The organism is Rhodovarius sp. (genome assembly GCF_040399605.1).
Classification (GTDB): domain Bacteria; phylum Pseudomonadota; class Alphaproteobacteria; order Acetobacterales; family Acetobacteraceae; genus Rhodovarius; species Rhodovarius crocodyli_A.
Map to the genome: position 1 here is coordinate 29740 of NZ_JBBARU010000017.1, position 20543 is coordinate 50282.

Genomic DNA, 20543 nt, shown 5'->3' on the forward strand with positions numbered 1-20543 from the left:
GCTCGTCGTGCGCGCGCCCGAGGGCAAGCCCAAGGGGGGCAGCGGCATGATCACGCCGCCAGCGATTGACGCGCCCCCGCCCTGCGACGAACCTGAGGCCTGTTTGGGTGGGAGGAAGCCAATGAGGATCGTTGCGAATCCAGGCCTCGGTGCGCGGCTGCTGGATGTCGATCTGGCCAGGGAGCTGGACGGGCCGGATTTTGACGCGCTGCTGGCAGGGCTGGGCCGCCATGGCGTGCTGCATGCGCCAGGCCAGGCGATGGACGCGGCGCAGCTGGCCGCGCTCGGCGCCCGGCTGGGAACGCTGGAGGTCAATGTCGCCAATAAGTACCACGCCCCGGGCATTCCCGAGGTGATGATCCTCTCCAACAAGCGCGATGCAGAAGGCCGGGCGCTCGGCCTGGGCGATGCCGGCCAGGGCTGGCACACCGATATGAGCTATTCCGCCGATATCGCCCTGGCCAATATCCTGCATGCCAAGGAGGTGCCGGCGCGCGATGGCGTGGCGCTGGGCTCCACCCAGTTCCTCGACATGCACGCCGCCGCGGCCGAATTGCCCGAGGAGATCGCCACCCGCATCCGCGGCCGCCGCGCGCTGCATGATTTCGAAAAATTCTGGGACATGGTGCGAAAACGCCCCGGCTCCGAACGCGGCCCCCTCACCGCCGAACAGCGGGCGAAAAAACCGCCGGTTTGGCAGCCCATGCTGCGCCGCCACCCCATCACCGGGCGCGAGGTGCTGTATTGCAACCCGGGCTACGCCACCATGATCGAGGGCCTGGAAAAGCCGGAAAGCGATGCGCTGCTGGCCTTCCTCTTCCGCCACCAGACCCAGACCAAATACCTCTATGCCCATAGCTGGTCCGCCGGTGACGTGCTGATGTGGGATAATATCGGCACCATCCACAACGCGGTCGCCGATTACAGCGAGGCCGAGCCGCGCTACATCCTGCGCGTGCAGGTGATGGCCGACCGCTATACCGAGGCGCTGGCAGCATGAGGCTGGGCACCGCGATGCTCAATGGCCACCCCACCCTGGTGGCGGCCATGGAAGACGGGCTGGTGGCGCTGCGCTCCCCTGCCCTGCCAGAAACCCTGCTGGGGGTGCTGCAGGCCGGTGAGGCAGCCCTGGTGGAATGCGCCCGCCTGCTGGTGCTGGCCGCCCAACCCGGCAGCCCCCGCCTGGGGCCGGCCAGGATCATGGCGCCCTTCCTGCCGGGCAAAATCCTTGGCGTTGGACGCAATTACGCTGATCATGCGAAGGAGGTGGGCGGCCCCAAACTCACCGCGCCGCGCATTTTCCTCAAGCCCAGCTCCTCGGTGGTGGGGCCAGGGGCAGCGGTGCGCATCCCGCCCGCGGTCACCAAACCGGATTGGGAGGCGGAACTGGGGGTGGTGATCGGCCGCCCGGCCTGGCAGGTGCCCGAAGGCCGGGCGCTGGACCATGTGGCCGGCTATACCGTGCTGAACGATGTCTCAGCGCGCGAATTCCAGTTCGACCAGCCGCTGGCCATGACCAGCTCCGCCAAGGGCCTGGACGGTTTCTGCCCCATGGGCCCCTGGCTCGTCACCGCCGATGAGGTGGGCGAGCCCTGGGACCTGGAGGTGACCTGCCACCTCAATGGCGAGGAGGTGCAGCGTGGCAATACGCATGACCTCATCTTCTCCGTGCCAGCGCTGATCGCCTATCTCTCCCGCTATATGGAATTGCAGCCGGGCGATGTGATCGCCACCGGCACGCCCGCCGGCTCGGGCCATTTCCGCACGCCGCCCCGCTACCTCAAAAGTGGCGACCAGTTGCGGCTGGAAGTGGCCCGGATTGGCATTCTTGAACACAGCATCGCCTAAGGAAATGACCATGCTTCGTTTTCTGCTCGCACTCTGCCTCGCACTGCCAGCGGCGGCGCAGGAGTATCCAAACCGCCCAGTGCGGGTGGTGGTCTCGCTTGCCCCCGGCGGCAATGCCGATATCAATGCCCGCGTGGTGGCCGCGGCCCTCGCGCAATCCTTCGGCCCGCAATTCATCGTCGAAAATCGCCCGGCGGCCGGCGGCACGGTGGCGGTGGAGCATGTCGGCCGCTCGGCGCCCGATGGCTATACGCTGCTGGTCGGCGCGCTGGGCTCGCATGTGCTGAATGTGGGGCTTTACCCCAATGCGCCGGTGAACCCGATCACCGGGCTGTCGCACATCACCATCTCTTCCGAGAGCGCGATGGTGGCCGCCGCCCATCCCTCGCTGGGCGTGCGCAACCTGGCCGAATTCCGCGCCTTGCTGGCGGCACGGCCCGGGGTGGTGACCTTCGGCTCCTCGGGCAATGGCACCACCGGGCATATCGCCGCCGCCCTGCTGCTCTACCAACTGGGCGTGACGGGGCAGCACGTGCCCTATCGCGGCTCGGCCGCCGCCTTCACCGATCTCTCGGCCGGGCGGGTTGGCTTTCAAGTTGATACCATGTCCTTCATCGCCGAACATATTCGCGCCGGCTCAGTGATCGGCCTGGTCACCGGCGGCGTGGCGCGCGGGCCTGCCATCCCCAATGTGCCAACCGGCGCCGAGGCAGGGTTGCCGCAATATGTCGCCTCCACCTGGACGCCCTGGTCCGCCCCGCCGGGCACACCGCCCGCCATTCTGGAACTGCTCTCCAGCCGCATCGCCGAGGCCCTGGCCGCCGGCCCCGCCCGCGACAGGCTGTTGGGGTTGGGCAATACCATCCCCACCGGCATGACCCCTGCCCGCACCCGCGCCTTCATCGAGGCCGAGGCGGAAAAATGGCTTCCCGTCATCCGCGCCACCGGCGCCACATTGGACTGAACCCACCATGCTGCTCGCCACTGCCGCCTCCGTGCGGGCCCAATGCCTTGCCGTCCTGCGTGCCTGGGGCATGCCGGAGGATCTGGCCCAGACCACCGCCGATATCATGACTGAGACCGACCTGATGGGCGTGGATAGCCACGGCATCAGCATGCTCATGGCCTATGAGGATATGGTAAAACGCGGCCAGATTCGCATCGCCAATCCGCCCACAGTGCTGCGCCAACACGGCGCCACGGCGCAGCTTGATGGCGGCGACGGCCTGGGCCACCCGGTCTCCGTCATGGGCATGAACATGGCGGTGGACCTCGCCGCCGAGCATGGCGTGGGCGTGGTGGGGGTGGTGAATAGCCATCATTTCGGCGCGGCCGGCGCCTATGCCCGCATCGCCTCGCGCCGGGGCTTTATTGGCATGGTGGCCAGTTCCACCCGTGGCGTGCTGATGGTGCCCACCGGCGCTGCCGAGCCGATCCTGGGCACCAACCCCTGGGCCTTCTCGGCCCCCGCCGGGCGCAATAATGACTTCGTGCTCGACATGGCGACCACCACGGTCGCCGGCAATAAGGTCAAGGTCTATCACCTCAACGACAAACCACTGCCCGAGGGCTGGGTGGTGGATGGCGATGGCAAACCGGTGCGCGATTCGCATGAGGGCAATGACTATGTCTTCAAGCACGCCGAGGGCGGCATCACCCCGCTGGGTGGCACCAATGCCATGGGCTCACACAAGGGCTATGGCCTGGCGATGATGGTGCATATTCTCGGCGGCGCGCTGGTGGGGGCGAGTTTCTCGCCCATTCGCAACAAGACGCAGAAGGGCGATGAGCCGAATAATATCGGCCATTTCTTTTTGGCCCTGAAACCCGATGTCTTCCGCGCGCCCGGGCTATTCGAGGCGGATCTCGACGACGCGATCGATGTGCTGCATGGCGCCAAGCGAGCCAATCCGGAAAAGCCCGTCCTCGTCGCCGGCGAACCCGAGGATGCGATGCGCGCCGAGCGGCTGGACAAGGGCATCCCCATCCCGCCCGCGCTGGAGAGCCTGCTCCGCGATGTCTGCCAGCGCGCCGATACCCCCTTCATCCTGCGCCCCAATGCCTGAGGAATTTTTCCGCCTGACGGCGCGCGAGGCCAGCGCCGCACTCGCCCGTGGCGAGGTCTCCCCGCTCGAATTGGTCGAGGCCGCAGCCGCGCGCATCGCCGAGGTCGAGCCTGCGGTCAACGCCCTGCCCACCCTCTGCCTGGACCGCGCGCGCGACCATGCCCGCCGCCTGATGCGCGGCGAAGGGCGCGAGATGGAAGGCCAGGCCGGCTGGCTGGGCGGCTTGCCGGTCTCGATCAAGGACCTGACCGATGTGGCAGGCGTGCGCACCACCTATGGCTCGCCGCTGTTCCGCGACCATGTGCCCCAGGCCTCGCACCCCGTCGTCCGGCGAATCGAGGCGCGCGGCGGCATTGTCGTCGCCAAATCCAATACCCCCGAATTCGGCGCCGGCGGCTCCACCTTCAACGAGGTCTTCGGCCGCACCCGCAACCCCTGGAACACATCCCTCACCTGCGGCGGCAGTACCGGCGGCGGCGCGGTGAGCGTGGCCACCGGTGAGGTATGGCTCGCCCAAGGCACCGACCATGCCGGCAGCCTGCGCCGGCCGGGCACCTATTGCTCGGTGGTGGGTCTGCGCCCCTCACCCGGGCGGGTGACGCGCGGCACGGTGAACAACCTCTTCGCCACCCTCTCGGTGCAGGGACCGATGGCGCGCAATATCGCCGACCTGGCGCTTTTCCTCGACACCATGGCCGGCTGGTGCCCACTCGACCCAATGACCTATGACGCGCCGGGCATGAGCTACAGCGAGGCCGTGGCGCAGGTGGAGGATTTCCGCCCACGCGTGGCCTTTACTTTGGATTATGGCAGTGCCCTGGCGATTGACCGCGAAAGCCGCGCGATTTGCGAAGCCGCAATCCGGCGCTACGCCGATGCCGGCTGCGTGGTCGAGGAATGCAGCCCGGAATTCGGCGAACTCACCGAAGCGCTGCTCGTGCTCCGCAGCCAGCATTTTGTCGTGGACCGAGAATTGCAGCTCCTCGCCAATCGCGATTCCCTCAAACCCGACATCATCTGGAACACCGAACGCGGCCTCAACGCGACACCCAGCCAGATCGCCTGGGCTGACCGTGAGCGCAGCCGCTTCTTCCGCGAGATGACAAAAATCTTTGCACGCTTCGATGTCTTCGTCACCCCCTCAGCACCCACACCCGCCTTCGATGTGATGCTGCGCGCGCCCGAAAGCATCGCCGGGCAGAAACTGGCCAATTACATGGGCGGCTCAATGCTCAACGCCGCCATGACCATGGCGGGCAGCCCGGCCGTGGCCCTACCCTGCGGCTTTGACCAATATGGCCGCCCCATTGGCCTGCAAATCGCCGCCGCCCCCCGGCGCGACGATACCGCCCTGCGCGCCGCCGCGGTATTCGAGGCGATGGGTGGCCTGAATACGCTATTGCCGATTGACCCCAGGCCTGGGACGGTGCCGCCGTTAGAGGCTTAGAACTGGCGCGGGTCGGCGCAGGGGATGATGGGCGCTGCCACGATGCCGGCAGCGCCACTCACCCCGCCGTCCAGCCACCATCGACCATGAGCGAGGAGCCGGTCATCAGCGCCGCCGCATCCGAGCGTAGGAAAACCACGGCCCCCATCAAATCCTCCACCTGCCCCAGCCGCCCCAGCTTGATCTTGCCCAGCACAAAATCGAGGAAATCGGTGTCCTGAAAGAAGGGCCGGGTGAGTGGCGTCTCGATGAAGGTCGGGCAAAGGGTATTCACCCGGATGCGGTGCGGGCCGAGGTCAATCGCCATCGCCCGCGCCATCCCCTCCATCGCCCATTTCGAGGCGCAATACACCGAGCGCCGCGTGCCGCCGACATGGCCCATCTGCGACGACATGTGCACAATCGCCCCCTCAATGCCCGCCGCGATCATGCCGCGCGCGACAGCCTGGGCGGCGAAAAACGCCGCACGCAGGTTCAGCGCCATGATGGCGCCGAAATCCTCAACCGTGACATCGGTGAAACCCGCCGGCCGATTGGTTCCGGCATTATTGACCAGCGCGTGGAACGGCCCCTCGGCAGCAATGGCCCGCGCCGTGGCGTCGACATCGAGCACATCCAGCACCAATGCCCGGGCCTGGCCGCCAGCCGCGCGGATGGCGGCCGCAGCAGCCTCGATCTCATCGGCGCTGCGGGCGGCCAGCACCACCTCGGCACCGGCCTGGGCCAGGGCTGCCGCCGCCGCCAGGCCAATGCCGCGCCCCGCGCCGGTCACCAGCGCGCGGCGACCATCCAGACGCATCGAGGGCGTGCGTGGCAGTTCCATCCTATTCGGCCGCCTCGCCATAGCCGATATTGCGCCCGCCATAGCGGCGCAGGCGGATATTCGCCTGCTCGGCATGGCCGACAAAACCCTCCAGCATGCAAAGCCGCGAACAATATTCGCCCACCATGGTGCTGGCGGCGTCCGTCAGCACGCGCTGATAGGTCACGGTCTTGAGGAACTTGCCCACCCACAGCCCGCCAGTATAGCGCGCCGCACCCAGCGTCGGCAGCGTGTGATTGGTGCCGATCACCTTGTCGCCATAGCTGACATTGGTGCGCGGCCCGAGGAACAGCGCGCCGTAATTGGTCATATTCGCCAGGAAGTAATCATCATCGGCGGTCATGACCTGAACATGTTCCGAGGCAATGCGGTCGGCCTCGCGCAGCATCTCTGCCCGGTCATCGCAGAGAATCACCTCGCCATAATCCTCCCAGGCCTTGCGGGCGATCTCGGCGGTGGGGAGCATGCCCAGCAGGCGCTCGATCTGCGCCATGGTGTCGCGCGCCAATTTCTCGCTGGTGGTGAGCAGAATGGCGGGGCTGGTCGGGCCGTGCTCAGCCTGACCCAGCAGGTCAGTGGCGCAGATTTCGCCGTCAACCGTGTCATCGGCGATCAGCAAGGTCTCAGTCGGGCCGGCGAAAAGGTCGATGCCAACACGGCCGTAAAGCTGCCGCTTGGCCTCGGCCACATAGGCATTGCCGGGGCCGACCAGCATATCCACCGCCGCGATACTCTCCGTGCCCAGCGCCATGGCGCCAATGGCCTGCACCCCGCCGAGGACGCGAATCTCATCGGCACCCGCCAGATACTGCGCCGCCACAATCGCCGGCGCCGGGCGGCCTTGGAAGGGCGGCGCGCAGGTGGCAATGCGCGGCACCCCCGCCACCTTGGCCGTCACCACCGACATATGCGCCGAGGCCAGCAGCGGGTATTTGCCGCCCGGCACGTAGCAGCCCACCGCATTCACCGGGATATGCTTATGGCCCAGCACCACGCCAGGGAGGGTCTCCACCTCCACATTCTTCATCGATTCGCGCTGATGGATCGCGAAATTGCGCACCTGCTCCTGGGCAAAGCGGATATCATCCAGCGCGCGGCCCGGCAGTTCGGCGAGGCAGGCGCGAATTTCGGCATCGGTGAGGCGAAAATCCGCGCGGTCCCAATGGTCAAAACGGGCCGACATTTCGCGCACCGCCACATCGCCGCGCTTGGCGATATCGGCCAGCAGGGTCTCGACAGTGGCGCGAACCTGGCTTTGCGCCTCGTCCTTGCTCGCGGTGGCGATGGAGCGCTTGAGCCATTGGGCCATGGAAATATCCTCAGAATTTTGCAATGTGGCGGCCCGGATTTGCCTCCGAATACGGGCCTTGGGAAACGGCGCGGCAGGCTAACCCAGTTGCGTGAGACCGCCCATATAAGGCTGCAGCACCGCGGGGATGGCGATGGTGCCATCCTCACGCTGATGCGCCTCCAGCACCGCAATCAGCGCCCGGCCCACCGCCACGCCTGAGCCATTGAGGCTATGCACAAAGACCGAATCCTTGCCGCGCTTGAAGCGCGCATTCATCCGCCGTGCCTGGAAATCCCGCGTGTTGGAGCAGGAGGAAATCTCCCGCCAGGCCTGCTGGCCGGGCAGCCAGACCTCCAGATCATAGGTCCGCGCCGCGCCAAAGCCGGTATCGCCAGCACAGAGGAAAAGCCGCCGCCAGGTGAGGCCCAGCGCGGTCAAAATCGCCTCGGCACAGCCGGTCATGCGCTCATGCTCTCCGTCGCTATCCTCGGGCCGGGTGATAGAGACGAGTTCGACCTTATAGAATTGGTGCTGCCGCAGCATCCCGCGCGTGTCCCGCCCGGCGCTGCCGGCCTCGGAGCGAAAGCTCGGCGTCAGCGCGGTGAAGCGCAGCGGCGCGATGGGCTCGGCGATGATCTGCTGGGCGACCAGATTGGTCAGCGGCACCTCGGCGGTGGGGATGAGGAATTTGTCATCCGTGCGGAAGAGGTCTTCCTCGAATTTCGGCAATTGGCCGGTGCCGTAGAGGGTGGCGGCATTCACCAGCAGCGGCGGGCTCACCTCGGTATAGCCATTCTGGCCGGTATGCTGGTCGAGCATCCATTGGCCGAGCGCGCGCTCCAGCCGGGCCAGTGCGCCCTTGAGCACTACGAAGCGGCTGCCGGAAAGCCGCGCCGCGCTCTCGAAATCCATCAGGCCCAGGGCTTCGCCGAGTTCAAAATGCTCGCGCGGCTTGAAGGGCAGGCTGGCCGGCTCGCCATGCTGGTGCAGCACGCGATTGGCCGTCTCATCGGCACCTTCGGGCACCTCGGCATCGAGGATATTGGGCAGGGCGGAGAGGGTATCGTTGAGCGCCGCCTCACTGCGGGCCAATTGCTCAGAGGTTGCGGCGGCGATGTCATCCACGGGGCTGGCCATCAGCCGCTCAACCTCAGCGGTATCACCCTTCGCCTTGGCCATGCCAATGGCCTTCGCGCGCTCATTGCGCGCCTTCAGCGCGGCCTCAACCCGCTGAATGGCCTCACGCCGCTCGGCATCCAAGGCAAGAATAACCTGGGACTGGCCGCCCAGGCCACGACGCGCCATGGCGGCATCGAACGCCTGAGGGTCGGCGCGAAGGGATCGGATATCGTGCATGGCGACCTGAACTTAAGAGGGTTTCACAAGGCTGCGGAGGAAGCGGCCGCCATCACGTCGCCTCATCCGGATCAGGCTTCGGCGCCATCCAACCCGCCGCCAGGATCGAAATTTCGTAGAGCAGGATCAGCGGCACCGCCAAGCCGATCTGGCTGATGATATCCGGCGGGGTGATAATCGCCGACACCGCAAACATCGCCACAATGGCATAGCGCCGCCCCTTGCGCAGCGATGCCACATTCAAAATGCCCACCTTGCACAGCAGAGTGAGGAGGACCGGCATTTGAAACGAAATGCCAAAGGCCAGGATCATATGCATCACCAGCGACAGATATTCGCTGACCTTCGCCTCCAACTGAATGGCCACGCTATCCGCCCCGGCCGGGGTTTCGAAGGAGATGAAGAATTTCCAGGCCATTGGGAAAATGAAGTAATAGGCCAGCGCCGCCCCCAGCAGGAACAGAAAGGGCGAGGCCAGCAGGAAGGGCATGATCGTCCGCTTCTCGCTGCGATACAGCCCTGGCGCCACGAAGAGCCAAAGCTGCGTCGCCCACATCGGAAACGAGAAGAACACCGCGCCGAAAAAAGCGACCTTCAAATAGGTGAAAAACGCCTCATAGAGCTGGGTGAAGATCATCCGGCGGTCGGTGCCCGTGCCGCCGGACGCCAGGCTTTGCTCCATCAGAATATCGGCCAGCGGTCTGGCTAAAAAGCCATAGATCGCGCTGGAGAAATAATAGCACACCGCAAAAGCGATGAAGAAGGCACCAACCGACCAGAGCAGGCGGGTGCGCAGCTCCAGCAGATGCTCCATCAGCGGCATGGGCTTGTCGTCGATCGTGTCTTCCACGGGGGCGCGTGCCACTGGTGTCTGCTCTCAGGCTTGGGTGGTGGTCACGGCCGCGGGCTCGCTGCCGCCGGGTGAAGGGGGGCGGGCGGCCTCGGCCATGGCCGGTTCAATGACAGGGGGCGCAGCCGGGGCTGCCTCCACCACGGGCGGTGGCGGCGGGGCCAGGGTGCTGGGCGGCAGGAAGGCGGGCGCATCCGGCAGGTCCGCCGCCGTGGGCGGCGGCGGTGGCGGCACGTAAGGCGCCATGGTGTTGGGCGGGATCATCGGCGGTGCGCCGGGCGTATTCGCCGCCGTGGCGGGGGGCGTCCAGGCCGGGGTCGAATAGCTGTTGGAGGAACCATCCATCCCGCTGAGTGAGGATTTCAACGTCCCATCAGGGTCGACCGTCTTATCCACCATGCCCTTGAGGTCGAAATTGCGGATATCGCTGATGGTGCTGCGCACATCCTGAATCTGGCTGCGCACCTCCTGCAGATTCGCCTCCTTCACCAGATCATCCGCCTGGGACTGGAAATCCCGGATCATCTTCTTGCCCTTCTGGATCCATGCCGCGATGCCTTTGATGGCAGTCGGCAAATCCTTCGGGCCGATGACGATAAGCGCCACCACCACAATCAGCGCGATCTCGGACCAAGCCAGGTCGAACATCAATACCTTCTGACATCAAGGGGCGGCAGGAGAGCCGCGGGAATACGCTTCACCCCTAACACTTGAGGGGTCATCTAGGAAGCCGGGCGCGCCACTTCACCCCAGCGCGCATACGCTTCAGGCGGGCGCCTCGCCACCCAAGGGGAAGGCGAAGGCCCGTTCCGGATCCGCCAGCAGGCTCACAGCCTCGCCGCGGCGCAGCACCACACCGGGCGGCAGCCGGGCATGCACATGCAAAACCTGGCCATCGCCATCGGGTAGCGCCAGATGCGCCATCGTCGTCGCCCCCAGCAGGCGGCAGGCCTCAACCTCGGCCAGGGCGGCACCCGGCTGGCCGGCTGGCAACACCCGCAAACCCTCCGGCCGCAGCAGCAATTGCGCCGGCCCGTCGGGCAAGGCGGCCGGCAGGCGGCCCAGCGCGCTCTCCGCCCAGCCATTGGTCACGATGGCGGGAATGTCATTCACCTCGCCCAAAAAGCGGGCGACGAAAGGGGTTTGCGGGTGCAGGTACAGCGCCTCAGGCGTGCCCAGCTGCTCCACCCGCCCCTCGCGCATCAGGGCGATGCGGTCAGCCATGAACATCGCCTCCTCCGAATCATGGGTGACGATCAGCGCCGGAATCCCCGCCTCCTGCAGCACATGCAGCGTATCGTCGCGCACCTGCTCGCGCAGCCTGGCATCGAGGCTGGCAAAGGCCTCATCGAGCAACAGCGCCGCCGGGCGGGGGGCGAGCGCACGGGCCAGCGCCACACGCTGCTGCTGCCCGCCGGAGAGCTGATGCGGCCAAGCCTCGCCACGCTCGCCCAGGCGCACCCGCTCCAGCGCCTCCCCCACCCGGGCATCGCGCTCGGCCCGCGGCAGCCGTTGCAGGCCAAAGCCCACATTCTCGGCCACGGTGAGATGGGGGAAAAGCGCGTAATCCTGAAACACAAATCCCACCCGCCGCGCCTCGGGCAGCATGTCGCGGCCCGGCTCGGCCAGGGTCACGCCATCGAGGGTGATGCGGCCGTGCTGCAAGGGCTCCAGCCCCGCCACCAGGCGCAGCAGCGTGGTCTTGCCATCGCCCGAGGGGCCTAGAAGGCACAAAATCTCCCCCGGCGCCACATCGAGGCTGACGCCGCGCAGAACCTGCTTCGGGCCGAAGGCGTGATGAATATCGTGCAGATGAAGCCCCATGCCCCGTCTTGTGGCCTCTTTGGCATCCCCTGTCAGCCCGCCTTCACGCGCGGGCGCTGAAGCGCCAATCTGGCCCCCATGCAGGACACCACCACCCCCAAGCCCCACCCGCGCAACAAAGGCCCGCTGGCCGGAATCCGCGTGCTCGATATGACCTCTGTGGTGGTGGGGCCGATCTGCACCCGCACCCTGGCCGACCAGGGCGCCGATGTGATCAAGGTGGAGGCGCCCTCGGGCGATCTGCTGCGCCATATGGCCGGCATTGGCCGCAATCCGGCGATGAGTGGAAAATTCATCAATTTCAACCGCAACAAGCGCAGCCTGGCGCTGGATTTGCGAAAGGCCTCGGCCCAGGCGGCGGTCCGCGCCCTCGCGATGGGGGCCGATGTCTTCGTCTCCAATATCCGCCCCTCCTCGCTGGCCCGGCTGGGGCTGGATGCGCCGGGGCTTTGCGCCGCCAATCCCCGGCTGATCGCCTGCTCCATCCTGGGCTTCGGCTCGAGCGGGCCTTATGCCGAGGCGCCCGCCTATGACAATGTGATCCAGGCTGCGGGCGGTGTTTCCGCCACCTTCGAGCGCTCCATCGGTGAACCGCGCTACGTGCCCATGGTGATGGCCGACCACATCACCGGCCTCATCGCGGCGCAGAGCATTGGCTTTGCCCTTTTCCGCCGGACACAAACCGGCCTGGGCGAGATGATCGAAGTGCCGATGCTGGAAAACATGGCCAGCTTCGTGCTGACCGAGCATCTGGGCTCGGCCACTTTCGACCCACCCATCGGCCCCTCGGGCGATGCCCGCCTGCTGTCACCCGATGGCAAGCCATTGAAAACACTGGACGGCTATATTTCACTCTCGGCCAATACCGATGCGCAGGCCTTCGCCTTCTTCCGCGCCATTGGCCGGCCCGAGATGTGCGAGGACCCGCGCTTCTCCACCGCCTTCGCCCGCACCCAAAACACGCCCGAGTATTTCGCCCTGCGAATCGAGGCCATCGCCAAGAAAACCTCGGCCGAATGGCTGGCGATCTTCCGCGAGGCCGATGTCCCAGCCGGCCCCTACAACTCCATCGATGGGCTGCTCGATGATCCGCATCTCAAATCCACCGGCTTTGTCTATAATGAGGAGCATCCCAGCGAAGGCATGATCCGCCGCACACGCGTGGCCAACATCTTCTCCGGCGGCATGCGCGATGCCACCCTGCCCGCACCGCGCATTGGCGAACACACCCGCGATATCCTGGCCGAAGCCGGCTGCGACGCGGCGACCATCGCCGCAATGTTCGCCGAAGGCGCCGCGGTGGAGCCATGATCACGCGGCGCGCCCTTCCCCTGCTGGCAAGCCCTGCCCTGGCCCAGGGCTGGGCGCCGGAGCGGCCGATGCGCCTCATCGTGCCCTTCAGCCCCGGCGGCTCCACCGACATCATCGCCCGCGTGGTGGCGCAGCGCCTGGGCGTGCTGTTGGGCCAGACCGTGGTGGTGGAAAACCGCCCAGGCGCCGGCGGCACCATTGGCAGCGACGCGGTGGCCAAAGCCGCCCCCGATGGCCATACCCTGCTGATGGGCCATATCGGCACGCTGGCGGTGAATCCTGGCCTCTACCCCCGCCTGCCCTATGATGATGAACGCGCCTTCGCCCCCATCGCGCTGGTGGCGACGGTTGCGAATTTCCTCGCCGTGACCAATAGCCTGCCGGTGCGAAACTTGGCGGAATTCATCGCCCTCGCCCGACGCGACCCCGGCGGCATCGCCTATGGCTCGGGCGGCAATGGCTCGGCCACGCATATCGCCGTCTCCGCACTGCAAGAGGCAACCGGGTTGCGCTTTACCCATATTCCCTATCGCGGCACCGGCCCGATGATGAACGACCTCATCGCCGGCCAAATCCAGATGACCATGACCGGCGGCCCCCCTGCCCTGCCGCCGATTCGCGCCGGGCAGATTCGCGCCCTGGGCGTCTCCGCACTTGCCCCCGTGCCTGCCGCACCCGAGATACCCGCCATCGCCGCCACCGTGCCAGGCTTCGAGGCCGTGCAATGGTACGGCGTGGTCGGCCCCGCCGGCATGCCCAGCAGCGCCGTCGCGCGCATCAACGCCGCCATCCACACCATGCTGCAAGAGCCCGAAACCCGTGCCCGGCTGGAACCCGAAGCCGCCGACCCGGCCGCCGGCACAGCAGAGGAATTCGCCCGCTTCATCAGCGCCGAAAAGGCACGATGGGGGGCGCTGATACGCCGGGCCGGGGTCAGGGCGGATTAAGCCCCCCTCACCCCGCCTTGGCGCGCAGCCGGATCAACGCCAGCACCGTATCGATGATCGGGGTGGGCAGTTCCACAATGCGTCCCAACTCCGCCACCGCCCCCACCAGCGCCTCATATTCCATGGGCCGGCCCCGCTCGAGATCTTGCAGCATCGAGGTTTTATGCGCGCCCACCGCGCCGCCGCCTTCAATGCGCTTATCCACGCCAATGGGGAATTTCACCCCAAGCTTTTCCGCAACCAGCTGCGCTTCGACCATCATGGCCCGGATGACGGCGCGGGTGCCATCATCGCGCACCATGTCTTCCAGCGTGGCCAAAGTGAGGGCCGAGATCGGATTGAAGGAGAGGTTGCCCCAGAGCTTGACCCAGATCTCGTCGCGAATCCGCGGCCGCACCGGCGCCTTGAGGCCGGCCGCGATAAAGCATTCAGACAATTTGGTAACACGTTCCGAGCGTGAACCATCCGGCTCGCCCAGGGTAAAACGGTCACCTTCAAGCAATTCGATCACGCCCGGTTCGGGCACTTCGGCGGCGGGATAGACCACGCAGCCAATGGCACGCTCGGGGCCCCAGACCTGCCATTGTACGTCATCAGGGTCGATACTGCGCACCCGCATATCGCGGTAAGAGCCATCAAGGCCGTAAAAATACCACCAGGGCACGCCATTGACCGCCATGACCACCGCCGTGTTGGGGCCAATCAGCGGCGCCATGGCCGGCACGGCGGCGGGCACCGAATGCGCCTTGAGGCCGACCACGACGTAATCCTGCACGCCCAATTCGGCGGCATCGGCCGCGACACGGGGGTGGGTGACGCTTTCCTGGCCAGCTTCGCGCAGAATCAGCCCACGCTGCTGCATCGCCTGCAAATGCGGCCCCCGCGCCACGAGCGAGACATCCGTGCCGGCAGCCGCCAGTTTCGCGCCCAGAAACCCGCCAATGGCGCCCGCGCCAAAGATCGCAATTTTCACGCCCTTACCCCCTCCCACACGCCGCTTCGGCGCAGCGCCGCCCAGCAACGCAGCGCGCCACGCAGCTTATTCCCCCAACCCCAATTTGGCCGCGAGGCCAATGCGCTGCATCTTGCCGGTGGCCCCTTTGGGAATCTCGGCCAGGAAGACCACATGGCGCGGCACCTTGAAATCAGACAGCTTTTGTCGGGCAAACTCACGCAGCTCATGCTCGGTGCAAGCCATCCCCTCGCGCAGCACCACGGCCGCACCCACCTCCTCGCCCAGCTTGGCATGCGGCACGGCGAAGGTGACAACCTGCTGCACGGCGGGGTGGTCCATCAGCACCTCATCCACCTCCAGCGGGCTCACCTTCTCGCCGCCACGATTGATGATTTCCTTCAGCCGGCCGGTGATCCGCAGATAGCCCTCCGCATCGAGCGAGCCCTGGTCACCGGTGCGGAACCAGCCGCCGGCGAAACCCTTGAGGTTGGCATCGGGGTTGTTCTCATAGCCCAGGCTCACATTGGGGCCGCGAATCACCACCTCACCCAGGGCACCTTGCGGCAGAATCTCTCCACCCTCATCCATGATCGCCACCTCCGGGCCGGCGGCCACGCCCACCGAGCCAGGCTTGCGCGGCCGCGGCGGCAGCGGGTTGGAGGTCATCTGATGCGTCGCCTCGGTCATGCCGTAGCTTTCCAGCACCGGGCAGCCGAACACCGCCTCCAGCTCCGTCATCACCTGCGGCGGCAGCGAGGCGGAGGAGGAGCGGATGAGCCGCAGCCGCGCGCGGGCAATGATCTCCTGGTTGCGCTTGGCGCGCTCCAGGATGGCCTGATGCATGGTCGGCACGGCCGTATACCAGCTGGGTTTTTCGGTATCGAGCCAACCGAAGAATTTCAGCGCATTGAAGCCCGGCGTGGCCACCACCTGCCCACCCGCCACCAGCGAAGACAACGTGGCCGCGATCAGCCCATGAATATGGAAGAGCGGCATGATATTGAGGCAGGTATCCTCCGCCGTCAGCCCCAGCGCCGTGCCGATATGCCGTGCCGAGGCGCAAAGGTTGCGCTGGCTCAGCGGCACGATCTTGGGGCGCGAGGTGGTGCCGGAGGTGTGCAGCACCAGCGCCACATCATCCGGCTCAGCCAGACCCGGCCGCGCGGCCGTGCCGGGACGGCCGCCGCTGAGGGTAAAAGCGCCCGCCACCGCGCCGGGGGAGAGCTCGAGCAGAGGGATGCCCAGCTTCTGCGCCACCGCCCGGGCTGGGGTCTCACCACCGGCCAGCACCACCAGCGCCTTGGCATTGAGATCGTTGAGATAGAACTCAAACTCATCGGCGCGATAGGCCGGGTTGAGCGGGCATGTCGTGGCCCCGGCGGCAATGGCGATGAAGCTCGCCGCCATCTGCGGCCCGTTGGGCAGCACAATGGCCACCCTATCCCCACGCCCAATCCCGATGGCATTGAGCGCCGCCACCGTGGCATGGGCCAGGTCGCGCAGGCCGCCATGTGTCAGGGGCTGCGCATCGGGGGCGCCAATGGCGGGCGCGTCCGCTGCACCTCGCAGCAAGGCGAGCACTGTATGCGTCATTATTATTCTCCCTAACATTCCGATATCGATATGAAACAATCAGCGCCGGCCGCCAAGCATCAAGGAAGAATCCATTAAAAACGCGGCGGCCAGAGCGGCGATAACTGCCCCCGCCAAGCCAGCCCTCAGCGCAGCGCCGCTGCCACCAGCTCCGCAAAGCCGCGCACCTCGGCCATACGGCCCTCGCGGCGAATATGCGAGACGCGCAAGCGCACCAACTGCCCACCAAAGACGCCCACACAAGCCAGGCTTTCCACCGGCTGGCGGCCGTAATTGCCCTCCAGCTCGGAACAGCGCAGCACCGGCCGCGCCTCAGGCAGGCTGACCGAGAGACGCTCGCGCAGGCGCCGATGGCTCGGCGTATTGGCAATGCTGTCATAGACAAAACGCTGCAATGCCTCGGGCAAGCCAGCCTCGCCCATGGGCTCGAGTTGCGCCACCACCTGCACGAAGCCTGCCAGGCTGCGATCGGCGGTGGCATAAGCCAGTTCCTGCCCGCGCGGCCCATCGCCAGCCGCGCCGTCGCTCAAAATGGTAACGACACCGCGGCGAAAATTGCCGATGTTCTCAGGCAACCGCGCCACCACATTCTTTGCCGTGCTGGGCGTAATGGCGACATGCATGCCCGGCTCGGCGGTGCAACCGGCCAGGGTGAGGGCCAGGGCAAGCACAAGAAATCTGGCCGGCCGGGAAGGCTAGAAGCGGCTCAAGGCATTATTCCGCCTTGCGTCGCGTCAGGACAGCGCCCGCCACCGCCACAACCACGACGGTGATCAGGGCGATCTGCAGGATCGTGGCTCCGGCCCACAACCAGGGCGGGAATACCCCAGGGAGAGCCAGGTAGCCCAACGGCAACAACAAGAAGCCATAGGCGTCGGGAACATGGTGCGCCACCTCGGTGGTGCCCTCCCAGATCATCTTCAAAGCAACATAGACGATGATCAGCAGGCCCACCCAGGCAACCCAGCGATGGCGCGTCAGCAAGTTGGCGATCAGCGTCGCCGCCACCCCCATCAGCACGACCGAGAAGGCGAGGCCCACGATCAGGACATAAGGGTGGTCCTTAGCGGCACCGGCCACGGCGAGCACATTGTCCAGGCTCATCGATACGTCAGCGATCAGGATCTGGGTGATGGCCTGCATAAGCGTCTTTTTCGGCTTGCCAGTGCTGTCCAATTCAGCGCTGCTGTCGGCCGCGTCATGGCTGGCCGGGTTGTCGCCGCCATGGCCCTCGCGCAATTCGCGGTACATTTTCCAGCAGACCCAGGCCAGCAGCACGCCGCCCGCCAGGGTGATGCCAACGATGCTCAACAATTGTACGGTGATTGAGGCAAAGGCGATCCGCATCACCGCGGCGGCGCCAATGCCCCAAAGGATGGCGACACGGCGTTGCTCGGGCGGCAGCCCGGCGGCGGCCATGCCAACGACGATGGCGTTGTCACCCGCCAAAACAATGTCGATGGCCAGCACTTGCATCAGCGGAATGAACCATTCAGGCATCACCCAAGCTTTCCTTCTTGTGTTGGGTGCAGGGTTAATGCGACCGGATGCTCGGGGCAAGATGCCGTGGCAGAGCGATGGACACCGCCTGCGCCCCTATGGCCGGCTGCCTTGAGCACCACCGACCAAGGTTCGTGAGTTGGCATAAGCCAGTTCCTGCCCGCGCGGCCCATCGCCAGCCGCGCCGTCGCTCAAAATGGTAACGACACCGCGGCGAAAATTGCCGATGTTCTCAGGCAACCGCGCCACCACATTCTTTGCCGTGCTGGGCGTAATGGCGACATGCATGCCCGGCTCGGCGGTGCAACCGGCCAGGGTGAGGGCCAGGGCAAGCACAAGAAATCTGGCCGGCCGGGAAGGCTAGAAGCGGCTCAAGGCATTATTCCGCCTTGCGTCGCGTCAGGACAGCGCCCGCCACCGCCACAACCACGACGGTGATCAGGGCGATCTGCAGGATCGTGGCTCCGGCCCACAACCAGGGCGGGAATACCCCAGGGAGAGCCAGGTAGCCCAACGGCAACAACAAGAAGCCATAGGCGTCGGGAACATGGTGCGCCACCTCGGTGGTGCCCTCCCAGATCATCTTCAAAGCAACATAGACGATGATCAGCAGGCCCACCCAGGCAACCCAGCGATGGCGCGTCAGCAAGTTGGCGATCAGCGTCGCCGCCACCCCCATCAGCACGACCGAGAAGGCGAGGCCCACGATCAGGACATAAGGGTGGTCCTTAGCGGCACCGGCCACGGCGAGCACATTGTCCAGGCTCATCGATACGTCAGCGATCAGGATCTGGGTGATGGCCTGCATAAGCGTCTTTTTCGGCTTGCCAGTGCTGTCCAATTCAGCGCTGCTGTCGGCCGCGTCATGGCTGGCCGGGTTGTCGCCGCCATGGCCCTCGCGCAATTCGCGGTACATTTTCCAGCAGACCCAGGCCAGCAGCACGCCGCCCGCCAGGGTGATGCCAACGATGCTCAGCAATTGTACGGTGATTGAGGCGAAGCCGATCCGCATCAGCGTGGCTGCGATGATGCCCCATAGAATAGCCTTGCGGCGCTGTTCGGGCGGCAATCCGGCGGCGGCCATGCCCACCACAATCGCATTATCGCCAGCCAGAACGATATCGATCATCAGAACCTGGAGAAGAGGCACAAACCAATCTGGCATCCGGCGTCATCCTATTTAACGATTCGACGCGCCGTTCTTAAACTTTTGTTCATGTTTGCGCAATCCGCAGAATGCCGCCCCTGGACAGGCCGCGCCAGTGGGATCAAACCCGAAAACCTCAGTCCTTTCTGTCGAGGCCGCCATGGTTCCCCGTTATTCCCGCCCCGCGATGGTGGCCATCTGGTCACCCGAGGAACGCTTCCGCATCTGGTTCGAGATCGAGGCCCTGGCCGCCGAGGCAATGGCGGGCCTGGGCACCATCCCCGCCGCCGCGGCGCAAGACATCCGCCACAAGGGCGCCCCCCGCGCGGCCTCCATCGATGCCGCCGCCGTCGAGGCGATCGATGCGATCGAGCGCATGACGCGCCATGACGTCATCGCCTTCCTCACCTGGATGGGCGAGGGCATTGGCGAGAATGCCCGCTTCATGCATCAGGGCATGACGAGTTCGGATGTGCTGGACACCGCCTTCGCCGTGCAACTCACCCGCGCGGCCGATCTGCTGATCGAGGGCGTCGAGGCGCTGCTGGCGGCCCTGCGCGCCCGGGCATTGGAGCATAAATACACCCCCACCATCGGCCGCAGCCACGCCATCCATGCCGAACCCACCACCTTTGGCCTCAAACTCGCCGGCCATTATGCCGAATTCGCCCGCAATCTGACCCGGCTGCGCGCGGCCCGCGCCGAAATCGCCACCTGCGCCATCTCCGGCCCCGTCGGCACTTTTGCGAGTGTGGACCCGCGGGTGGAATCCTTCGTCGCCGAAAAACTTGGCCTCGCGGTGGAGCCAGTCAGCACCCAGGTGATCCCGCGTGACCGGCACGCGGCCTTCTTCGCGGCCCTGGCCGTGGTGGCCGGCGGCATTGAGCGCCTGGCGACCGAAGTGCGCCATCTGCAGCGCTCCGAAGTGCGCGAGGCAGAAGAATTCTTCCATGCCGGCCAAAAAGGCTCCTCGGCCATGCCGCATAAGCGCAACCCGGTGCTGAGCGAGAATCTGACCGGCCTGGCCCGGCTGGTGCGCGGCTATGCCATGCCGGCGCTGGAGAACATCACCCTATGGCATGAGCGCGACATCTCGCATTCTTCGGTGGAACGGGTGATAGGGCCCGATGCCACCATCACGCTGGATTTCGCCCTCGCCCGGCTGACGGGGATGATGGAAAAACTGACGGTCTATCCTGAGCGGATGGAAGAAAACCTCGAATCCCTCGGCGGCGTCGCCCATTCGCAAAAAGTGCTGCTGGCGCTCACTCAGGCCGGGATGAGCCGTGAGGGCGCCTATGCCGCGGTGCAGGCGGCGGCCATGGCAACCTGGACAAAACTCGGCCAGCCCGATGCCAAGCGCTTCCGCGATAATCTTCTCGGGAGCGCCGAGGTGGCGGCGGTGATGGATGGCGTGGCACTGGACGCGGCCATGAACCCGGCGCGCGATTTCAGCCATGTCGACACCATCTTCGCCCGCGTCTTCGGTGCTTAGACCATGCTAAGAAAATGATGCAGCGTCTTGGGCGATTCCGCCTCAACGCATCATTCTCTAAAAGCATAATATTCTAATTATGTTATCCTC

Annotated in this window: 19 protein-coding genes; 8 read left to right on the forward strand and 11 right to left on the reverse strand. The window is 65.8% G+C overall.

The annotated features are described in order from the left end of the window. Positions 1-121: 121 nt before the first annotated feature. The 5 genes from ABWP84_RS07175 to ABWP84_RS07195 are packed head-to-tail and all read left to right on the forward strand — an operon-like array spanning position 122 to position 5361. A complete protein-coding gene (locus ABWP84_RS07175) occupies positions 122-1000 on the forward strand; it encodes a TauD/TfdA family dioxygenase (RefSeq protein ID WP_353211330.1) in 879 nt (292 codons plus the stop codon). Beyond that, complete coding sequence (locus tag ABWP84_RS07180; protein ID WP_353211331.1) at positions 997-1848, forward strand: fumarylacetoacetate hydrolase family protein; 852 nt, start codon at positions 997-999, stop codon at positions 1846-1848. The genes ABWP84_RS07175 and ABWP84_RS07180 overlap by 4 nt, the downstream gene beginning before the upstream one ends. A 10-nt stretch (positions 1849-1858) precedes the next feature. Further along, positions 1859-2812: a tripartite tricarboxylate transporter substrate-binding protein gene (locus ABWP84_RS07185; protein WP_353211332.1), complete on the forward strand. Its 954-nt coding sequence runs from the start codon at positions 1859-1861 to the stop codon at positions 2810-2812. Positions 2813-2819: 7 nt separating this feature from the next. After that, complete coding sequence (locus ABWP84_RS07190) at positions 2820-3914, forward strand: Ldh family oxidoreductase (protein ID WP_353211333.1); 1095 nt, start codon at positions 2820-2822, stop codon at positions 3912-3914. Continuing rightward, positions 3907-5361, forward strand: coding sequence for an amidase family protein (locus ABWP84_RS07195; protein ID WP_353211334.1), 1455 nt, complete (start codon positions 3907-3909; stop codon positions 5359-5361). Before ABWP84_RS07190 ends, ABWP84_RS07195 begins: the two co-directional genes overlap by 8 nt. Before the next feature lie 58 nt (positions 5362-5419). On the opposite strand, the gene ABWP84_RS07200 is transcribed toward ABWP84_RS07195, so the two are convergent. The 6 genes from ABWP84_RS07200 to ABWP84_RS07225 all read right to left on the reverse strand — a co-directional run bounded on the left by ABWP84_RS07200 (position 5420) and on the right by ABWP84_RS07225 (position 11505). Continuing rightward, positions 5420-6184 (reverse strand): SDR family oxidoreductase, encoded by a 765-nt coding sequence (locus ABWP84_RS07200; protein WP_353211335.1) that lies wholly within the window; start codon positions 6182-6184, stop codon positions 5420-5422. 1 nt (position 6185) lies between these two features. After that, positions 6186-7493 carry a histidinol dehydrogenase gene (gene hisD / locus ABWP84_RS07205; RefSeq protein WP_353211336.1) on the reverse strand — a complete coding sequence of 436 codons (1308 nt, stop codon included), beginning with the start codon at positions 7491-7493 and terminating at the stop codon, positions 6186-6188. A 78-nt stretch (positions 7494-7571) separates the two neighbouring features. After that, a complete protein-coding gene (gene serS, locus ABWP84_RS07210) occupies positions 7572-8831 on the reverse strand; it encodes a serine--tRNA ligase (protein ID WP_353211337.1) in 1260 nt (419 codons plus the stop codon). Positions 8832-8883: 52 nt separating this feature from the next. Next, positions 8884-9654 (reverse strand): twin-arginine translocase subunit TatC, encoded by a 771-nt coding sequence (gene tatC / locus ABWP84_RS07215; protein ID WP_353211347.1) that lies wholly within the window; start codon positions 9652-9654, stop codon positions 8884-8886. A 54-nt stretch (positions 9655-9708) separates the two neighbouring features. Then, complete coding sequence (gene tatB / locus ABWP84_RS07220) at positions 9709-10329, reverse strand: Sec-independent protein translocase protein TatB (RefSeq protein WP_353211338.1); 621 nt, start codon at positions 10327-10329, stop codon at positions 9709-9711. A gap of 117 nt (positions 10330-10446) precedes the next feature. Beyond that, positions 10447-11505: an ABC transporter ATP-binding protein gene (locus ABWP84_RS07225; RefSeq protein ID WP_353211339.1), complete on the reverse strand. Its 1059-nt coding sequence runs from the start codon at positions 11503-11505 to the stop codon at positions 10447-10449. A gap of 78 nt (positions 11506-11583) precedes the next feature. Here ABWP84_RS07225 and ABWP84_RS07230 point away from each other — a divergent pair, with 78 nt between their 5' ends. Both ABWP84_RS07230 and ABWP84_RS07235 read left to right on the forward strand, forming a co-directional pair. Next, entirely contained in the window at positions 11584-12816 is a 1233-nt protein-coding gene (locus ABWP84_RS07230; protein ID WP_353211340.1) for a CoA transferase, read from the forward strand. Continuing rightward, entirely contained in the window at positions 12813-13763 is a 951-nt protein-coding gene (locus tag ABWP84_RS07235) for a tripartite tricarboxylate transporter substrate binding protein (protein ID WP_353211341.1), read from the forward strand. Before ABWP84_RS07230 ends, ABWP84_RS07235 begins: the two co-directional genes overlap by 4 nt. Before the next feature lie 7 nt (positions 13764-13770). Here the strand turns inward: ABWP84_RS07235 and ABWP84_RS07240 are convergent, their stop codons facing one another. The 5 genes from ABWP84_RS07240 to ABWP84_RS07260 form a co-directional block, all read right to left on the reverse strand. Next, positions 13771-14736, reverse strand: a complete 966-nt coding sequence (locus ABWP84_RS07240; protein WP_353211342.1) for a 2-dehydropantoate 2-reductase — start codon at positions 14734-14736, stop codon at positions 13771-13773. A gap of 66 nt (positions 14737-14802) precedes the next feature. Continuing rightward, positions 14803-16311, reverse strand: coding sequence for an acyl--CoA ligase (locus ABWP84_RS07245; RefSeq protein ID WP_353211343.1), 1509 nt, complete (start codon positions 16309-16311; stop codon positions 14803-14805). A 125-nt stretch (positions 16312-16436) separates the two neighbouring features. Continuing rightward, positions 16437-16982 carry a hypothetical protein gene (locus ABWP84_RS07250; RefSeq protein WP_353211344.1) on the reverse strand — a complete coding sequence of 182 codons (546 nt, stop codon included), beginning with the start codon at positions 16980-16982 and terminating at the stop codon, positions 16437-16439. A gap of 43 nt (positions 16983-17025) precedes the next feature. Continuing rightward, positions 17026-17811: a TerC family protein gene (locus tag ABWP84_RS07255; protein ID WP_408904249.1), complete on the reverse strand. Its 786-nt coding sequence runs from the start codon at positions 17809-17811 to the stop codon at positions 17026-17028. Between the two features lie 379 nt (positions 17812-18190). After that, complete coding sequence (locus ABWP84_RS07260; protein ID WP_408904250.1) at positions 18191-18940, reverse strand: TerC family protein; 750 nt, start codon at positions 18938-18940, stop codon at positions 18191-18193. 178 nt (positions 18941-19118) lie between these two features. Here ABWP84_RS07260 and purB point away from each other — a divergent pair, with 178 nt between their 5' ends. Beyond that, on the forward strand, positions 19119-20453 hold the full coding sequence (gene purB / locus ABWP84_RS07265) for an adenylosuccinate lyase (protein ID WP_353211345.1): 1335 nt from the start codon (positions 19119-19121) through the stop codon (positions 20451-20453). The last annotated feature ends 90 nt before the right edge of the window (positions 20454-20543 follow it).